General features: G+C 68.7%; 13 protein-coding genes. 8 read left to right on the top strand and 5 right to left on the bottom strand.

Annotated elements, in window-relative coordinates; all coding sequences use genetic code 11:
• Window positions 1-34 precede the first annotated feature (34 nt).
• Window positions 35-3634, top strand: a complete 3600-nt coding sequence (locus HPY32_RS15705; RefSeq protein ID WP_067580335.1) for a serine/threonine-protein kinase — start codon at window positions 35-37, stop codon at window positions 3632-3634.
• A 325-nt stretch (window positions 3635-3959) separates the two neighbouring features.
• On the opposite strand, the gene HPY32_RS15700 is transcribed toward HPY32_RS15705, so the two are convergent.
• Both HPY32_RS15700 and HPY32_RS15695 read right to left on the bottom strand, forming a co-directional pair.
• Window positions 3960-5276: a class I SAM-dependent methyltransferase gene (locus tag HPY32_RS15700; protein WP_067580337.1), complete on the bottom strand. Its 1317-nt coding sequence runs from the start codon at window positions 5274-5276 to the stop codon at window positions 3960-3962.
• Window positions 5273-6721, bottom strand: a complete 1449-nt coding sequence (locus HPY32_RS15695) for an FAD-binding oxidoreductase (protein ID WP_067580339.1) — start codon at window positions 6719-6721, stop codon at window positions 5273-5275. The genes HPY32_RS15700 and HPY32_RS15695 overlap by 4 nt, the downstream gene beginning before the upstream one ends.
• Window positions 6722-7228: 507 nt before the next feature.
• Between HPY32_RS15695 and HPY32_RS15690 the strand changes: the two genes are divergently transcribed.
• On the top strand, window positions 7229-7672 hold the full coding sequence (locus tag HPY32_RS15690; RefSeq protein ID WP_067585004.1) for an SRPBCC family protein: 444 nt from the start codon (window positions 7229-7231) through the stop codon (window positions 7670-7672).
• Here HPY32_RS15690 and HPY32_RS15685 read toward each other — a convergent pair whose 3' ends face one another.
• Window positions 7673-8257 (bottom strand): hypothetical protein, encoded by a 585-nt coding sequence (locus HPY32_RS15685; RefSeq protein ID WP_067580341.1) that lies wholly within the window; start codon window positions 8255-8257, stop codon window positions 7673-7675.
• A 126-nt stretch (window positions 8258-8383) separates the two neighbouring features.
• On the opposite strand from HPY32_RS15685, the gene HPY32_RS15680 reads away from it, so the two are divergent.
• From HPY32_RS15680 to HPY32_RS15670, 3 genes are all read left to right on the top strand, one after another.
• Complete coding sequence (locus HPY32_RS15680; RefSeq protein WP_082870768.1) at window positions 8384-8722, top strand: YbaB/EbfC family nucleoid-associated protein; 339 nt, start codon at window positions 8384-8386, stop codon at window positions 8720-8722.
• Window positions 8723-8735: 13 nt separating this feature from the next.
• Window positions 8736-9344 (top strand): recombination mediator RecR, encoded by a 609-nt coding sequence (recR, locus tag HPY32_RS15675; RefSeq protein WP_067580345.1) that lies wholly within the window; start codon window positions 8736-8738, stop codon window positions 9342-9344.
• A gap of 163 nt (window positions 9345-9507) precedes the next feature.
• Window positions 9508-10122, top strand: coding sequence for a LysE family translocator (locus HPY32_RS15670; protein ID WP_067580347.1), 615 nt, complete (start codon window positions 9508-9510; stop codon window positions 10120-10122).
• Between the two features lie 42 nt (window positions 10123-10164).
• On the opposite strand, the gene HPY32_RS15665 is transcribed toward HPY32_RS15670, so the two are convergent.
• Window positions 10165-10809: a hypothetical protein gene (locus HPY32_RS15665; protein ID WP_067580349.1), complete on the bottom strand. Its 645-nt coding sequence runs from the start codon at window positions 10807-10809 to the stop codon at window positions 10165-10167.
• Window positions 10806-11024 carry a hypothetical protein gene (locus HPY32_RS15660; RefSeq protein ID WP_067580351.1) on the bottom strand — a complete coding sequence of 73 codons (219 nt, stop codon included), beginning with the start codon at window positions 11022-11024 and terminating at the stop codon, window positions 10806-10808. The genes HPY32_RS15665 and HPY32_RS15660 overlap by 4 nt, the downstream gene beginning before the upstream one ends.
• 197 nt (window positions 11025-11221) lie before the next feature.
• On the opposite strand from HPY32_RS15660, the gene HPY32_RS15655 reads away from it, so the two are divergent.
• The 3 genes from HPY32_RS15655 to leuA all read left to right on the top strand — a co-directional run bounded on the left by HPY32_RS15655 (window position 11222) and on the right by leuA (window position 14989).
• Entirely contained in the window at window positions 11222-11887 is a 666-nt protein-coding gene (locus HPY32_RS15655) for a helix-turn-helix transcriptional regulator (RefSeq protein WP_067585009.1), read from the top strand.
• Window positions 11888-11916: 29 nt separating this feature from the next.
• A complete protein-coding gene (locus tag HPY32_RS15650; protein ID WP_231951543.1) occupies window positions 11917-13002 on the top strand; it encodes a PLP-dependent cysteine synthase family protein in 1086 nt (361 codons plus the stop codon).
• A gap of 184 nt (window positions 13003-13186) precedes the next feature.
• On the top strand, window positions 13187-14989 hold the full coding sequence (leuA, locus tag HPY32_RS15645; RefSeq protein ID WP_067580355.1) for a 2-isopropylmalate synthase: 1803 nt from the start codon (window positions 13187-13189) through the stop codon (window positions 14987-14989).
• Window positions 14990-15408: the final 419 nt, after the last annotated feature.

Here is a 15408-nt window from a genome sequence, read left to right as displayed (position 1 = left end):
GTTGGAATGAGCGCGGGACGTTCGAGGTGGTGCCATGAATCCACAGACGGGCAAGGTCCGCAGCGCCGATTCCGCCGTCGAGTCGAACACGCAGCGATACTCACCGATGGATATCGCCGCCGAACTCGAGTCGATGGGGTTGTTCGACGCGGAAGAGATCGGCCGCGGCGGCTTCGGCGTGGTGTATCGCTGTGCCCAGCGCGCCCTGGACCGGGTGGTCGCGGTCAAGGTGCTGTCCTCCGAGATCGACGCCGAGAGCCGGGAACGCTTCCTGCGCGAGGAACACGCCATGGGCCGGCTGTCCGGCCATCCGAACATCGTCGACGTCCTACAGGTGGACGTGACCCCCACCGGGCTGCCGCTGATCGTCATGCCCTACGCCGTGCACGGCTCGCTGGAGCAGCTCGTGCGCGAGCACGGCCCGCTGAGCTGGTCGGATTCGCTGCGGGTCGGGGTCAAGCTGGCCGGGGCGATCGAGAGCGCGCACCGCGTGGACGTGCTGCACCGCGACGTGAAACCGGCCAATGTGCTGCTCAGCCGCTACGGCGAGCCGCAACTCACCGACTTCGGCATCGCCCGCATTCCGGGTGGCTTCCGCACCTCCACCAGCCTGATCACCGGCTCGCCCGCCTTCACCGCGCCCGAGGTGCTCAAGGGCGAGGAGCCGACGGTGCGCTCGGACGTGTACGGCCTGGGCTCCACGCTGTTCGCGCTGCTCACCGGGCATGCCGCCTTCGAACGGCAGTCGGGGGAGAAGGTGGTGGCCCAGTTCCTGCGCATCACCACCCAGCCCGTTCCGGATCTGCGGGAGCAGGACATCCCCGCCGATGTGGCCGCCGCGATCGAACGGGCGATGTCGCCGAATCCGGACGACCGCCCGGCCTCGGCGCTCGAACTGGGCGAGCTGCTGCGGTCGGTGCAGCGTGAGCACGGCCAGGTGCCCGACGAGATGGCGCTGCTGACCGCCGGTCCCGACACGGCGGAGTCGGGCGACGGGTCCGGGGAGACCTCGGCGCATCCGTCGCTGCGCAGCCGGACCGCGCTCACCGGCACGCGCAGCGGGGCGACGCTGAGCCTGCCGGGGTCGGGGGCGTCGCTGGTCATCGGCCGGTCGACGACGCTACCCCCTACCGCCGCAACGAAATTCCGCCCGCCCACCCCGGCGCACGAGCCGGTGTACCGGCCGCGCCTGCTGGATCTGCTGCGGGCGGGCGGGCATCGCCAGCTGGCGGTGATCCACGGGCCCGCGGGCTTCGGCAAGAGCACCGTCGCCTCGCAATGGCGCAGCGAACTGGTCGAGCGCGGCATCGATGTCGCGTGGATCGGCATCGATCGCGACGACGACAACGAGGTGTGGTTTCTCGCCCACCTGCTGCAGGCCATCCGCCGGGTGCGCCCCGAGCTGGGCGCCGGGCTGGAGCAGATGCTGGAGGAGCGCCCGGCCGACGCGGTGTCGTATGCGATCTCCAGCCTGATCGACGAAATCCACGCCGCCGCAAAGCCGATCGTGGTGGTGGTGGAGAATTGGGACCGGGTGACCGACGCGGGCGCGCAGCGGGCGCTGGATGCGCTGCTGGAGAAGGGATGTCACCATCTGCGCTTCGTCGTCACCACCAGGGAACCGTCCGGGTTGCCGCTGAGCCGGTTGCGGGTGCACGACGAACTGGTCGAGATCGGTTGTTCCGAGCTGCGGCTCACCGCGGGCGAGACCCGGCAGATCCTGGTGGAGCGCAACGGATTCCGGCTCGACGACGATCAGGTGCAGCGGATCCACGACGCCACGGACGGCTGGCCCGCGGCGATCCAGCTGGTCAGTCTCTCGCTGCGCGGCACCGGGGATCGGCCGGTGGATCCGGCGCAGCTCATCGCGCACCTGTCCGGCGGTAATCAGGCGATCCGGGAGTACCTGTCGGAGAACGTGCTCGACACCCTGGAGCCGCGGCTGCTCGAGTTCCTGATGTCGATCTCGGTGACCGAGAAGGTCTGCGGCCCACTGGCGGCCGCGCTCAGCGGCGAAGCCGACGCCGAGCAGCTGCTGGAGCAGGCCGAGCAGCGCGAGCTGTTTGTCAGCCGGGTCGACCACGATCCGACCTGGTTCCGGATCCAGCCGCTGTTCGCCGAGCAGCTGCGCGCCCGGCTGGAGCGGGTGCATCCGGGTAAGTCGAAGGCCATGCACCGCAAGGCCGCCCGCTGGTACGCCGAGCATCAGCTGCTGCGCAAATCGGTGGATCACGCGCTGGCGGCCACCGATCTGAAGCTCGCGGTGGATCTGGTCGAGAGCGGCGGCATGGACCTGATCGACTCCTCCCGGCTGGCCACCCTGCTCGGGACGGTGTCGAAACTGCCTGTGCAGCAGGTGGCCTCGCGGTCGAAGCTGCTGATCGCGTTGGCGCGGGCCAATATCAATCTGCAGCAGTCCGGCGCCGCCCGCACCGCGCTGGGGCGGCTGTCGAACATGCTGGCGCGCAGTTCGCCGACCGACGCCGATGTCGTGCGGCAGCGCTGCGAGGCGGCGGTGCTGGCGGCCGCCGACCAGGTGGCGCGCGACCGCACCGACGGTGTGCTGGAACGGGTTTCGGACTGCCTGGAGCGCGCCGACGACCTGCCGCCGTGGACGGTGTCGACGGCGGCGAACCTGGTGTCGTTCGTGCGGTGGTGCGATTTCGACTTCGAGGGCGCGCGGGCCGTGCAGGAGTGGGCCGTCCCGTACCACACCCGGTCCAAGGACGTGCTCGGCGTCGTGCTGGGCCTGCTGAGCATCGGCGCGGCCGCCTACGAGCAGCTCGATATCGACATGGCCACACGGTGTTTCGAGCAGGCGTGGCAGACCGCCCGGGATCGGTCCGGCCCGCGGTCGCACGCGGTGCGGGTGGCCGCGGCGCTGCTCGGCGAGGTCACCTATCGGCGCGGCGATCTGGACGCGGCGCAGCGGCTGCTGGATCAGAGCCATCAGCTGGTGACTCGGGTGGGGCCGGTGGACTTCCTGATCACCACGTTCGTGATCGGCGCCCGGGTGAAGGCGGTGCGCGGGGATACGCAGACCGCCGCCGCCCGGCTCGACGAGGGCGCGCGCATCGCCGCCGACCGCAAGCTGCCGCGGCTGGCCGCGCACATCCGGGCCGAACGCCTGCGCCTCGGCCTGTCCGGCGACCCGAACGGCGCCCCCCTGAGCGAACCCATCCTGCGATCGCCGCGGCACAGCACCGGCACGGCCGTGCTGACCGCCGAGGCGGAGGAGATCGCCGCCATCCGCACCCTGCTGGCCCGCCACTACCGCGGCGTGGATTCCTTCGCCGCCGACGACTTCGCCCCCCTCGGCACCGACGACACGGCGGTGAAACGCGCCCGCGCCCTGCACGGCCGCATGACCGAACAGCACCGTCCCCGTGCGGAATTGGACGCGGCGCTGCTGCTGGCCGAATGCCTGGCGGTGGCGGGCTGGACCGGCGAGGCCGTCGCCACCCTCACCCCCGTCGTGGCCAAATGCGCCGAATTGGGTTGGCCCCGACCACTTCTCGACTCCGGACCGGGCGTCCAGTCTCTGCTGCGCACGCTGCGCAACGAGATGCTGCTGTCCGCCGAGCACGCCGAAAGTCCGGATATTCCAAGGAAGTTCCTCGATTCGCTGCTTTGAGCGAATCGCCGGTACGCGTCGTCGGGCTGTCGTAAGGTGAAGCCACCTCCCTTCGAGGGGCGATGGACCTGGTCCTACATCGCGCCCAGAGAGGAGGTGGGTGGGATGGCGAAACATCGCCGTAAGGAAAATGCTCCGGTCGACTGGGCTGCTGTAGTGCTCAGCATTGCCGTAGTCGCCGGAGCATTCATCCTGGTCCGTAGGATGCGGGCCAAGTGATCCCACCGGGTGGGGCGCCGTTACCGCGGCGCTTCACCCTCCTACATCACTGAGTGACATCTCGAATGTACCTCGTCCCGGGGGATGGCGCATTCGTTTCTCCAGATCAGGCCGTCCACCACGGGCGTAGCGGCACGTCCCACGTCTCCTGCGGGCCCAGCTTCATACCCAGCACCTGGTGGAGCTGAACCACGTTGCGCTGGAAGCCCAGTCGGCAACCCGCCATGTAGAGGCCCCAGACCTTGGCGGTGCCCTCGCCGACCTCGGCGACGCAGGCGTCCCAGTTGGCGACCAGGTTCTTGCACCACTCGTGCAGGGTCAGCGCGTAGTGCGGGCGCAGGTTCTCCTCGTGCAGGACCTCCAGGCCGACATTCTGGATGTCGGAGATGATGCGGCCCGAGCCGATGAGCTCGCCGTCCGGGAACACGTAGCGGTCGATGAAGTCGCCCGCCTTGGTGGTGCGGGTGTTGTCCGGGCGGGTGATGCTGTGGTTGAGGAATAAGCCGCCGTCGCGCAGCTTGCTCTGGATGTAGCCGAAGTACGTCGGATAGTTGTGCACGCCGATGTGTTCGGTGAGGCCGATCGAGGAGAGCGCGTCGAACCCGGACTCGGCCACGTCGCGGTAGTCGGAGTGGCGCACCTCGGCGAGGTCGGACAACCCCTCCTCGGCGATCTTGGCCTGCGCCCACTCGGCCTGCTCCTTGGACAGGGTCGCGCCGATCACCCGGACGCCCTGCTTGGCCGCGTAGCGCACCATGCCGCCCCAGCCGCACCCGATGTCGAGCAGGCGGTCGCCCGGCTTCAGCTTCAGCTTCTCGAACACCAGGCGGTACTTGTTCTCCTGCGCCTGCTCCAGCGTCCAGTCCTCGTCGCCGTACACCGCGCAGGTGTAGGTCATGGACGGGCCGAGCACGTACTCGTAGAAGGTGTTGGAGACGTCGTAGTGGTGATGGATCGCCTCGGCGTCGCGGGTCTTGGAGTGCCGCAGGCCCTCCAGGGCGATGCGGCGCCAGCGCGGCAGCGTCTCCTGCGGCGGCGGCGCGACCGGCTTGAGCGCGTCCCAGCCGAGCGAGCGGGCGATGGTGACCAGCGCCAGCGCCGAGGGGCGCCGGAACTTCATGTCGCTCATGGCCTTCAGGAATTCGTACGGGTCGCCCGGGTGCACGCCCTCGGCGGTCATGTCGCCGGAGATGTAGGCCCGGGCCATGCCGAGATCGCCCGGGGCCGTGGCGATGTAGTTGATGCCGCGCGGAGTCCGGATGTCCAGCTTGTACTTCGAGTCCGCGGGACCGGTGCTGCTGCCGTCGTAGGCCGAGAACCGGATCGGCGCCTCGCCGTCGAGGAGGGTCTCGAAGATCTCCGCAATGCTGAGCCTGGTGCCCAGTTCTGCGAATACGTCGGAACGGTCCTTGAAAGTGGTCACTTGCGTTGCACCGCCTTCGAATACAAATCCAGCAAACGATGATCGGGGTCGTAGCGCTTCTTGAGCTCCGGATAAACGTCGCCGCCGTACAGCCGCGCGAATTCATCCTCGCTGTAGTACGCGTCCGAGTACAGCGATTTGTGCCCGTCCAGCTCGGACACCCGGGTTTCGATGGCGCGGTTGGCCGCGCCCTGCCGCTGGCCCGGGACGGTCGGCACCGCGGACCAGAAGCCGACATTCACGTAGGTGCGATCCGGTTCCAGCGGGTACAGCGGCCAGGGCCGCGACGCGTCCGGCGCGGTCCCGCCTTCCCCGTTGCCGCGCAGGCGAAGTGGGCACAGCCACAGCGGCTCGATGGGGATCTCGGCGAGGAACCACTCCAGGAAGTCGGCGGTGCGCTCGATGGGCACCTCGATGTCCTGCACCACGCGCTCGCGCGGCGGATTGCCCTTGCGGGCCTCGAGTTTGTCGCCGATGTCGTAGCGGTGGTCCAGCGCGATCAGCTTCCAGTAGAAGCTCGATCGCCGATACTGCTTGGGCCACAGGCGCCGAATCCTCGGGTTCTGCGTGCCGAAGGCGCGCGAGCACCAGAACCAGTCGGTGTCCCAGCGCCACAGGTAGTCGTGGATGGTCAGCCGGTCGCGCTTGGGCCGCGGCGAATCGTGTTGGATGGAGCGGTAATAGATGTCCATCCCGGTGTAGTCGCTGACCGGGCCGGGCTCGTCGGTCTGCCGCCCGAGCACCAGATAGCTCTCGTCCGAAGTGAATACGACGCCGTCGAGGTAGTCGACCGGCTCGCCGTCGTAGGAGCGGTCGGCCACGATCCGCGCCATGACCGATTCCAGCTCGCGCAGGTCGTGGAATCGCACGTGCCGCAGCGCCACATAGGGCTGCACGGTTTCCAGATCGATCTTCAGCCGGGTCGAATAGCCCAGCGTGCCATAGGAATTCGGGAAGCCGCGGAACAGGTCGGCGTGCTCGCCGTCCGGGGTCGCGGTGACGATCTCCCCGGCGCCGGTCAGCACGTCGATCTCGAGCACCGATTCGTGCGGGAGGCCGCTGCGGAAGGAGGTCGACTCGATGCCCAGACCGGTGACCGCACCGCCGAGGGTGATGGTCTTCAGCTGCGGAACCACCAGCGGCGCCAGCCCGTACGGCAGCGTCGCGGCGACCAGGTCCTCGTAGGTGGTCATCCCGGCCACGTCCGCGGTCCGCGCCTGGGGATCGACCGCGATCACGCGGGTCAACCCCGAGACGTCCAGTCCCGGCGCATCGCTGCGCGCCCGCGCACGGAACAGGTTGGAGGTCTTCTTGGCCAGCCGGACGTTCGCGTCCCGGGGGATCGCGCGGTAACTGGCCAGCAAGCGGTCCACTCCCGCTCGGTGCGCGGCGAAACCTGATTCGTGTGCGGCCGGTGCGCGTCCGGCCTTGCCCAACAGACTCACTGCCACATCCCTGACGCTATCTCGCACTGAAGTGAGGGGCTACCGCGAGGGTACCTACGCATCGGATTCTTCACGCACATGTCGCGTGGCGTTGGGATATCCGGCCGGTCGGCGATTCGATGGCGAATGCGCTGGTCACGGGGTCGGGGCCGGGTCGGCGGGCGCGGCGGGGATGCGCCGGTGGCCGCCGTGGCGCACCCCCGCCGGTGTGCACCATGCACACCGTGCCCGAATTGGGACTGTTGTCACGCTGCCAATCGGGATGGAAATCGGACAAAATCACGTTGGAGAATGCTCCGCGAGCGGCCGTCGTTGCGCGGTGCGGACTCTCGGCGGCCCGTGGGCGCGTCGACGGTCGGGGCGGCGAATTCGGCTGGGGCGCAGTGGGCGACATGTCCGGCCCGGGTGATTCCGATAACGCGGATGGTCCGATCGCGGTGGAGTGCGGCGTAGCATAGCCCGGCGGCAGGTACCGTGCACACCGCCGACTCAAACAAGGAGCTCATTGTGGGACAGGTCAGCGCCTCCAGTTCGATCGTCGTTCCGGCGGATCCACAGCGCGCGCTCGAGGCGATCGCCGACTACGAGTCGGTGCGCCCGCGCATCCTCACCTCGCACTACCGCGACTACAAGGTGCTCGAGGGTGGTAAGGGCATGGGCACGGTGGCCGAATGGACGCTGCAGGCCACGCAGAAGCGCTCGCGCAATGTGCACGCCGTGGTGTCGGTCTCGGATTCCATGGTGACCGAGCGTGATTCGAACTCGACGCTGGTGACCACCTGGACCGTGACCCCGTCCGGCGGCGGCGCACTGGTCACGGTCCGCACCAGCTGGAAGGGCGCCGGCGGCGTCCCCGGCTTCTTCGAGGGCATCTTCGCCCCGCTGGGCCTGAAGAAGATCCAGGCCGAGGTGCTGGAGAACCTGAAGCGAGAGCTGAGCCAGGCGGCCTGACTACTGCGTGAGCACAAACGTCAACAGCAGCGTCGTCTGGAAATACCCCCTCCACCACGAATACCCGAACCACACCCCCGGACTCACCTCGCGGATCTCATCCCAGACCTGCGGGGTGATCGAGGGCGCGTAGTCCAAGGCCCACACCGGGTTCCCGTCCATGCGCGAGGGGGCGACGTAGACGTTCGCGGGGAAGCCCTCGATGCCCATGCCGGTGATCCGGTTCATCAGGCGGCCGCCGTCCGGGCCGGTATAGAAGGTCTTGCCGATCCAGAACGGTGGCGCCAGCGCCTCCATGATCGGCGGTCGGGTCACCCAGCCGTCGGTCACGCCGTGCGGCACATCGCCCAGCGGGGCGTCGCGGAACAGCTGGTCCTGCTGGTCCGCCGAACATCGGTTGCGCAGCGCGTCGATCGTCGCGGCGGCATCGTCGGAGCGGAGGACGCAGCCGCCGCCGTAGTCGGCGTCGGCGCGCGCGGCCGGCGGATCGAGCACCGCCGGGACCGCCGCGAGCAGCGCCGCCAGCACGGTCGGCGCGAGCATGTACAGGAACGATGTGCGGAAATGATCACGGTCTACACGCATTACTGCCTCCACCGGATTGCCCGACCCACCATTGATGGTAAGTCGCTATGACCGGCCGGATAGGGGCGTAGATCCAACCGTGACTACCCTGGAGGCCGACTCACTTCCCGCAGAGAGGACAGGCCCGTGCAGCCCGGTGGACAGGTCGATATGCAGGCGTTGCTCGCGCAGGCACAGCAGATGCAGGAGGCGGTCATGGCCGCCCAGGCCGAGATCGCGGCGGCCGAGGTCGAGGGCGAGGCCGGCAACGGTCTGGTGCGGGTGACCATCAAGGCCACCGGCGAGATTCAGTCCATGCGGATCGACCCGAAGGTGGTCGACCCCAGCGATATCGAGACCCTGCAGGACCTGGTCGTGGGGGCCGTCAACGACGCCATGGCCAACGCGCAGGAGCTGGCGGCGCAGAAGCTGGGACCGCTGGCGGGTGGCATGGGCGGCGGCTCGATGCCCGGCCTGCCGCTCTAGATCGAGGGCCGGGGTGTACGAGGGTCCGGTTCAGGATCTGATCGACGAGCTGGGCAAGCTACCCGGCGTCGGTCCGAAGAGCGCGCAGCGCATCGCGTTTCACCTGCTCTCGGTGGAGCCGCCGGAGATCGACAGGCTGCAGGCGGCGCTGCAGAAGGTGCGCGACGGCGTGCGGTTCTGCGCGGTGTGCGGCACGGTCTCCGACGGCGAACTGTGCCGCATCTGCGCCGACCCGCGCCGCGACCGCACCATGATCTGCGTGGTCGAGGAGCCCAAGGACGTGCAGGCCATCGAGCGCACCCGCGAGTTCCGCGGCCGCTACCACGTGCTCGGCGGCGCGCTCGACCCGCTGTCCGGCATCGGCCCCGACCAGCTGCGCATCCGGGAGTTGTTGGCGCGCATCGGAAATCAACGCGACGGCGTCGACGTCACCGAGGTGATCATCGCGACCGACCCGAACACCGAGGGCGAGGCGACGGCCACCTACCTGGTCCGCATGCTGCGCGACTTCCCGGGGTTGAGCGTGACCCGGCTCGCCTCGGGGCTTCCGATGGGCGGGGACCTGGAGTTCGCCGACGAGCTGACATTGGGCCGTGCGCTGTCGGGGCGTCGGGCGCTGTAGACCAATCCCCTGATTCCGGCGTGCTTTTGGCCGGAATCTTGCGGTGGATCCCGGCCAAAAGCACGCCGGGATCATGGTGTGGCCCGAGAGCACGCCGGGATCATGGTGGTGGCCCGAGAAATAGGGCTGGGCGGGTGAGGCGGCGGCGGTTACTCTGCCGGGGATGAGCCTTGCGTTTCTGTTGACGACCCTGGTCATCGTCGCCACGCCCGGTACGGGTGCGCTGTTCACCCTTGCGGCCGGGCTCAATCGCGGCACCCGGGCCAGCGTGGTCGCGGCCTTCGGGTGCACCCTCGGCATCGTGCCGCACATGGTGGCCGCCATTACCGGGCTGGCGGCGCTGCTGAACGCCAGTGCGATCGCGTTCCAGACGCTGAAGTATCTCGGCGTCGCCTATCTGCTCTACATGGCGTGGACCACGTTCCGGGACAAGGGAACTCTCGCGGTGGCGGAGGAGGACGGGGCGCCGCCGTCCGCGCTGCGGGTGATCGTGTCCGCGGTGCTGGTCAATGTGCTCAATCCGAAGCTGACCATCTTCTTCTTCGCGTTCCTGCCGCAGTTCGTCAGCACCACCGAGCCGAATGCGCTGCCGCGCATGCTGGAACTGAGCGCCGTGTTCATGCTGGCGACCTTCGTGGTGTTCGTGATCTACGGCGCCTTCGCCGCCGCGCTGCGCACGCATGTGATTGATCGTCCGGCCATTACGACGTGGATGCGTCGGGTATTCGGCGCGTCGTTTCTGGCCCTGGCGGGCAGGCTGGCTTTTACCGATCAGTAAGGGGTTCCCGGCCAAAAGCGTGCCGGGAACTGGAATGTGGCCTTAGAACTGGACCCGTTCCCAGTCGAGTGCGTCAAGGCGGGAGTGGTCGCCGGTGGTCCAGTTCCAGACGAGGTCGGCGACCTGCCCGGCGTCGGGGAGGCGGGTGCCGAAGTGCTTGTCGGCGGACCCGTCTCGGTATTCGAGCGTGTAGTGGCCGGAGCCGTCGCGGAAGGTCTGGATGTAGACCTGGGGTTCGCGTTCGACGATCAGGTAGGGATTCGGGTCGGTGAGCTCGGGCACCCACAGGTCGACCAGGGCGCGGGTCAGGTACGGGAATTCGCCTGCGCCACCGTGGGTTACGGTCACCGGGACGGCGCCCGCCGGGTCGATGACCCAGGCCAGCTGCGGGTCGTAGAGCGCGTACTCGCGCGGGGTGGCGAGCTCGAACAGCAGCGCGCGCAGATGCCCGATGGCGTCGTAGTCGCTCGAAACATAGAGTGCGGCACCGGTTTGCGCGCCGCCGACCGGGCCGTCGGCCAGGAAGGCGTCGGCCTCGGGCAGTTCCGCGTTGCGCCGGTTCAGCTCGGCCGCGATGGCCGCCACCGCCTCGGTTTCGGGCCGGCCCTGCTGGCCGATCAGATACGCGTCGACCGCGGCGGGTGTCGCGGCGACGCCGGAGGGCAGCAGGACCTGGTCGTAACTCACCCGGCCAGGCTACGCGGCCCGGTGCAGGTTTCCGTGACCGCGCAGCCGCAGCCCCCGGCCACGTCGAAGCAGTCGACCACGAAGGTGTGCCGGGCGCGGTCGCTGTCCGCGCAGTCCGGCTCCGTGCATTCCACCGACCGATCGGTGTGCACGAGGAGTGTGCCGTGACAGTGATCGAGCGCCGAATCGCAGATGGAGCAGGCTCGCACGCGCATGAGACCTCCTGTGAGAGCGTCGCATTGGGTCTATCACGAGCGGCCGACATCCTCGCGAATCCGAGCCGCGTGTCGTGGCCGCGTGTTACGTGCTGTGTGGCCTGTTTGTTTCTGAAGGTCATCCGCGAATAATTGGTTACTATCAACGCGGTGTGTAATACTTCAAACGTCAGTTGAAATTCGGCCCGGAGGGTGTCATGCCGCACGAGGATGCAGGCGACGAGGTCGCGGCGACCCTTGCGGTGCTCGAGCAGGTGGTGGGGCCGCTGTCGCGGGCGCTGCGGGCCGAGGTCGTGCTGCACGATCTGACGCACCTGCCGGATTCGGTGCATGCCATCGCGGGCGGGCTCACCGGCCGCGAGGTCGGGGCACCGGCAACCGATCTGCTACTGCGCCATATTCATTCGGGCGCGAGCGAGCATCTGCTGGACTACCCGACCGAGCTGCCGCACGGGCGGCGCGGCCGGTCCAGCACCATCATCGTCCGGTCGCCCGGCGGGGGCGTCCCCGTCGCGGCCCTGTGCCTGAACATGGATGTGACCGATCTGGTCGAGGCGCACCGCCTGCTCGGCGCGCTGGTCTCCGCAAACAACGCGGGTGCGCAGGCCGCCGATCGGCGCGAGAGCTTCCCGCGCAGCGTCGGCGATCTGATCGAACGACTCATCGCCGAGGCGGTGGCCGATACCGGCGTGCCCGCGGCGCTGATGAAGAAACGACACAAGATTCGGGTGGTGAGCCGCCTGCGCGAGCAGGGCGTGTTCGCGGTCAAGGATGCGATCGAGACCGTGGCCGAGGCACTCGGCGTCACCCGGTTCACCATCTACAACTACCTCAATCAGCTCGAGGGCGAGGAGAGCGCATGACGGCCGCGTCCACCGGCATTCCGCCGGTCATGACCGATATCAACCGGTACGACCCGGACCACCGGCGCTGGCTGGCGGAGGCGATCGCCAAGGTGCGCGCGGACGCCCGCCGCTCGTCGGACACGCACCTGCTGCGGGTGCCGATCGCGGCGCTGCCCGGCATCGACCTCTACCTCAAGGACGAGTCGACGCATCCGACCGGATCGCTCAAGCACCGGCTGGCGCGCTCGCTGTTCCTGCACGCGCTGTGCAGCGGCTGGATCCGCCCGGACCGTCCGGTCATCGAGGCGTCCAGCGGCTCGACCGCGGTGTCGGAGGCGTACTTCGCCCGGCTGATCGGCGTGCCGTTCATCGCCGTGATGGCGCGCAGCACCAGCCGGGAAAAGGTGCGGCTCATCGAATTCCAGGGCGGCCGATGTCATTTCGTGGACAACGCGAACGAGGTGTACGACGTCGCGGCCCGGCTGGCGGCCGAGACCGGCGGCCACTACATGGACCAGTTCACCTTCGCCGAGCGCGCCACCGACTGGCGGGGCAACAACAATATCGCCGAGTCGATCTTCGACCAGCTCGCCGAGGAGCGGTTTCCGGAACCGACCTGGATCGTCGCGACCGCGGGCACCGGCGGCACCTCGGCGACCATCGCCCGCTACATCCGCTACACCGGCCGCTCGACCGGCATCTGCGTCGCCGACCCGGACAATTCGGCGTTCTTCCCCGGCTGGCGCGACGCCGACCCCACCGTCACCACCGACGTCTGCTCCCGCATCGAGGGCATCGGCAGGCAGCGGGTCGAGCCCAGCTTCGTGTCCTCGGCCATCGATCGGATGATCCACGTGCCCGACGCCGCGGCCATCGCCGCCGTGCACGTGCTGGAGGAACTGATCGGCCGGAAGGCGGGCGCCTCCACCGGCACCGGCCTGTGGGCCGCGTTCCACGTCATGTCGGAGATGTCGCGCCAGGGCCGGGACGGCAGCGTCGTGGGCCTGCTGTGCGACCCGGGCGACCGCTACATCGACAAGTACTATTCGGCGGATTGGCTTGCGGCCCAAGGCATCGACATCGAGCCCTACCGCAGCTGCCTGCGCGGGTTCCTGGAGTCGGGCCACCTGTGACGGCCGGTTGTCCACCACCCTTCCGCGATCCGATCTCGGGCCTGTAAACTCGCCACATCATGCAGCGGGCACTCCTCCTCGGCCGCCGCGACGGGGTCTGATTCGGACCGGCTCCCGTCGCGGGGTTCAGCTGTGCCGGTCGACCCAGTACTTGGGAAACAACCCCACACCCTCGGAGAATTGCATGTCACCCGCTGACGCCTTCATTTCCGGATCGCGCGCGATCACCGTGCCGGCCAAGCCCGCGCCCGCCGACCAGCCGGGCTGGAACAAGCAGAAGAACTCGTCCATGCCGACCTTCCGGTACCGGCCGTTCGCCGAGGAGGTCGAGCCCGTCGCGGTACCCGACCGCACCTGGCCGGGCCGGATCGCCGACCGGTCGCCGGGGTGGTGCGCGGTCGACCTGCGCGACGGCAATCAGGCCCTGATCGATCCGATGAGCCCGGCCCGCAAGCGCCGCATGTTCGACCTGCTGGTGCGGATGGGCTACAAGGAGATCGAGGTCGGCTTCCCGTCGGCCAGCCAGACCGACTACGACTTCGTCCGCGAGATCATCGAGGACAACGCCATCCCGGACGATGTCAGCATCCAGGTGCTGACCCAGTGCCGCCCGGAGTTGATCGAGCGCACCTTCGAGGCGTGCCGCGGCGCGGCGAATGTGATCGTGCACTTCTACAACTCGACCTCGGTGCTGCAGCGGCGGGTGGTGTTCCGCGCCGACCGCGAGGCCGTGAAGAAGATCGCCACCGACGCGGCCACGCTGTGCCTGCAGATCGAGCGGAACTACCCGGACACCAACTGGCGCTACGAGTACAGCCCGGAGTCCTACACCGGCACCGAGCTGGAGTACGCCCGCGAGGTCTGCGACGCGGTCACCGAGATCATCGCGCCGACCCCGGACAAGCCGATGATCATCAACCTGCCCGCGACGGTGGAGATGGCCACGCCCAACGTGTACGCGGACTCGATCGAGTGGATGCACCGCAACCTGGCCCGCCGCGACTCCATCGTGCTGTCGCTGCACCCGCACAACGACCGCGGCACCGCGGTGGCCGCCGCCGAGCTGGGCTACCTGGCCGGCGCCGACCGCATCGAGGGCTGCCTGTTCGGCAACGGCGAGCGCACCGGCAACGTCTGCCTGGTGACGCTGGGGATGAACCTGTTCTCCCGCGGCGTGGATCCGCAGATCGACTTCTCCAATATCGACGAGATCCGCCGCACCGTGGAGTACTGCAACCAGCTGCCCGTGCACGAGCGCCACCCCTACGGCGGCGACCTGGTGTACACCGCGTTCTCCGGCAGCCACCAGGACGCCATCAACAAGGGCCTGGACGCCATGAAAGCGGCCGCGGACGCGTCGGATTCGGATGTCGACGACATCACCTGGGAGGTCCCGTACCTGCCCATCGACCCGAAGGACGTGGGCCGCACCTACGAGGCCGTCATCCGGGTGAACTCGCAGTCCGGCAAGGGCGGCGTCGCCTACATCATGAAGACCGACCACGGCCTGGCGCTGCCGCGCCGGTTGCAGATCGAGTTCTCGCAGGCGATCCAGCGGATCACCGACGGCGAGGGCGGCGAGGTCACCCCGAAGGAGATCTGGGACGTCTTCGCCGACGAGTACCTGAATCCGATCCTGCCGCTGGAGCGGATCCGGCAGCGGGTCTCCGCGTCGGAGACCGACGGCGGCACCGACCGGATCGCGGCCGTGGTGAAGGTCGACGGCGTCGAGCAGGAGATCTCCGGCACCGGCAACGGCCCGCTGGCCGCCTTCGTCGACGCGCTGGCGACCATCGGCTACGACGTGCGGGTGCTGGACTACTCCGAGCACGCCATGTCCTCCGGAGACGACGCCCAGGCGGCCGCCTACGTGGAGTGCGCCGTCGCCGATCGGGTGGTCTGGGGCGTCGGCATCGCCACCTCCATCACCACCGCCTCGCTGCGCGCGGTCGTATCGGCCGTCAACCGGTCTCGGCGCGACTGCTGACCGCGTCCGCCCGCCCCCGCGAATGCCGGGGCGGGCGGCCCGCGGACCCGGTTCGTTACCGGCTCGAGCCTGTTTATCCACCTGTGGATAACTTCCCGTCACGGCCGTCGGCGAGCCGCTCGGCGGCGGCACGGGCGTAAGGCCAGCGTGCTAGCTTTGATCTGCATTAGCGCCGAGCTCTCTGCTCGTCACTCCGAGCAGATGGGGGAAACGTGACCACTAACGACAACTCGACCTCACCGCCCTGGCTGCAAGCCCACGGGCTGGACACGGCCGCCGACAAGGACGACTCTCCCACGAAGCACGCGCCCGACGATCAAGTGGACGAATCCGTCGCCGCTGCCAAGGCCGAGCCCGCCGGTCCCGAGGCCGCCGAGCGCGATCCCGCGCCCGAGGCCGACCAGCAGGTGTCGGGGATC

Source organism: Nocardia terpenica (genome assembly GCF_013186535.1).
Taxonomy (GTDB): domain Bacteria; phylum Actinomycetota; class Actinomycetes; order Mycobacteriales; family Mycobacteriaceae; genus Nocardia; species Nocardia terpenica.
Note: the sequence above shows the minus strand (reverse complement) of the source record. Positions and strands in the feature narration are given on the sequence as shown.

Bases quoted from the DNA above. Each gene is read 5' to 3' on its own strand.
- HPY32_RS15670 (WP_067580347.1), top strand. From the start codon at position 9,508: ATGAGCCTTGCGTTTCTGTTGACGACCCTGGTCATCGTCGCCACGCCC.
- HPY32_RS15650 (WP_231951543.1), top strand. From the start codon at position 11,917: ATGACCGATATCAACCGGTACGACCCGGACCACCGGCGCTGGCTGGCG.
- HPY32_RS15660 (WP_067580351.1), bottom strand. From the start codon at position 11,024: ATGCGCGTGCGAGCCTGCTCCATCTGCGATTCGGCGCTCGATCACTGT.
- leuA (WP_067580355.1), top strand. From the start codon at position 13,187: ATGTCACCCGCTGACGCCTTCATTTCCGGATCGCGCGCGATCACCGTG.
- HPY32_RS15705 (WP_067580335.1), top strand. From the start codon at position 35: ATGAATCCACAGACGGGCAAGGTCCGCAGCGCCGATTCCGCCGTCGAG.
- HPY32_RS15655 (WP_067585009.1), top strand. From the start codon at position 11,222: ATGCCGCACGAGGATGCAGGCGACGAGGTCGCGGCGACCCTTGCGGTG.
- HPY32_RS15685 (WP_067580341.1), bottom strand. From the start codon at position 8,257: ATGCGTGTAGACCGTGATCATTTCCGCACATCGTTCCTGTACATGCTC.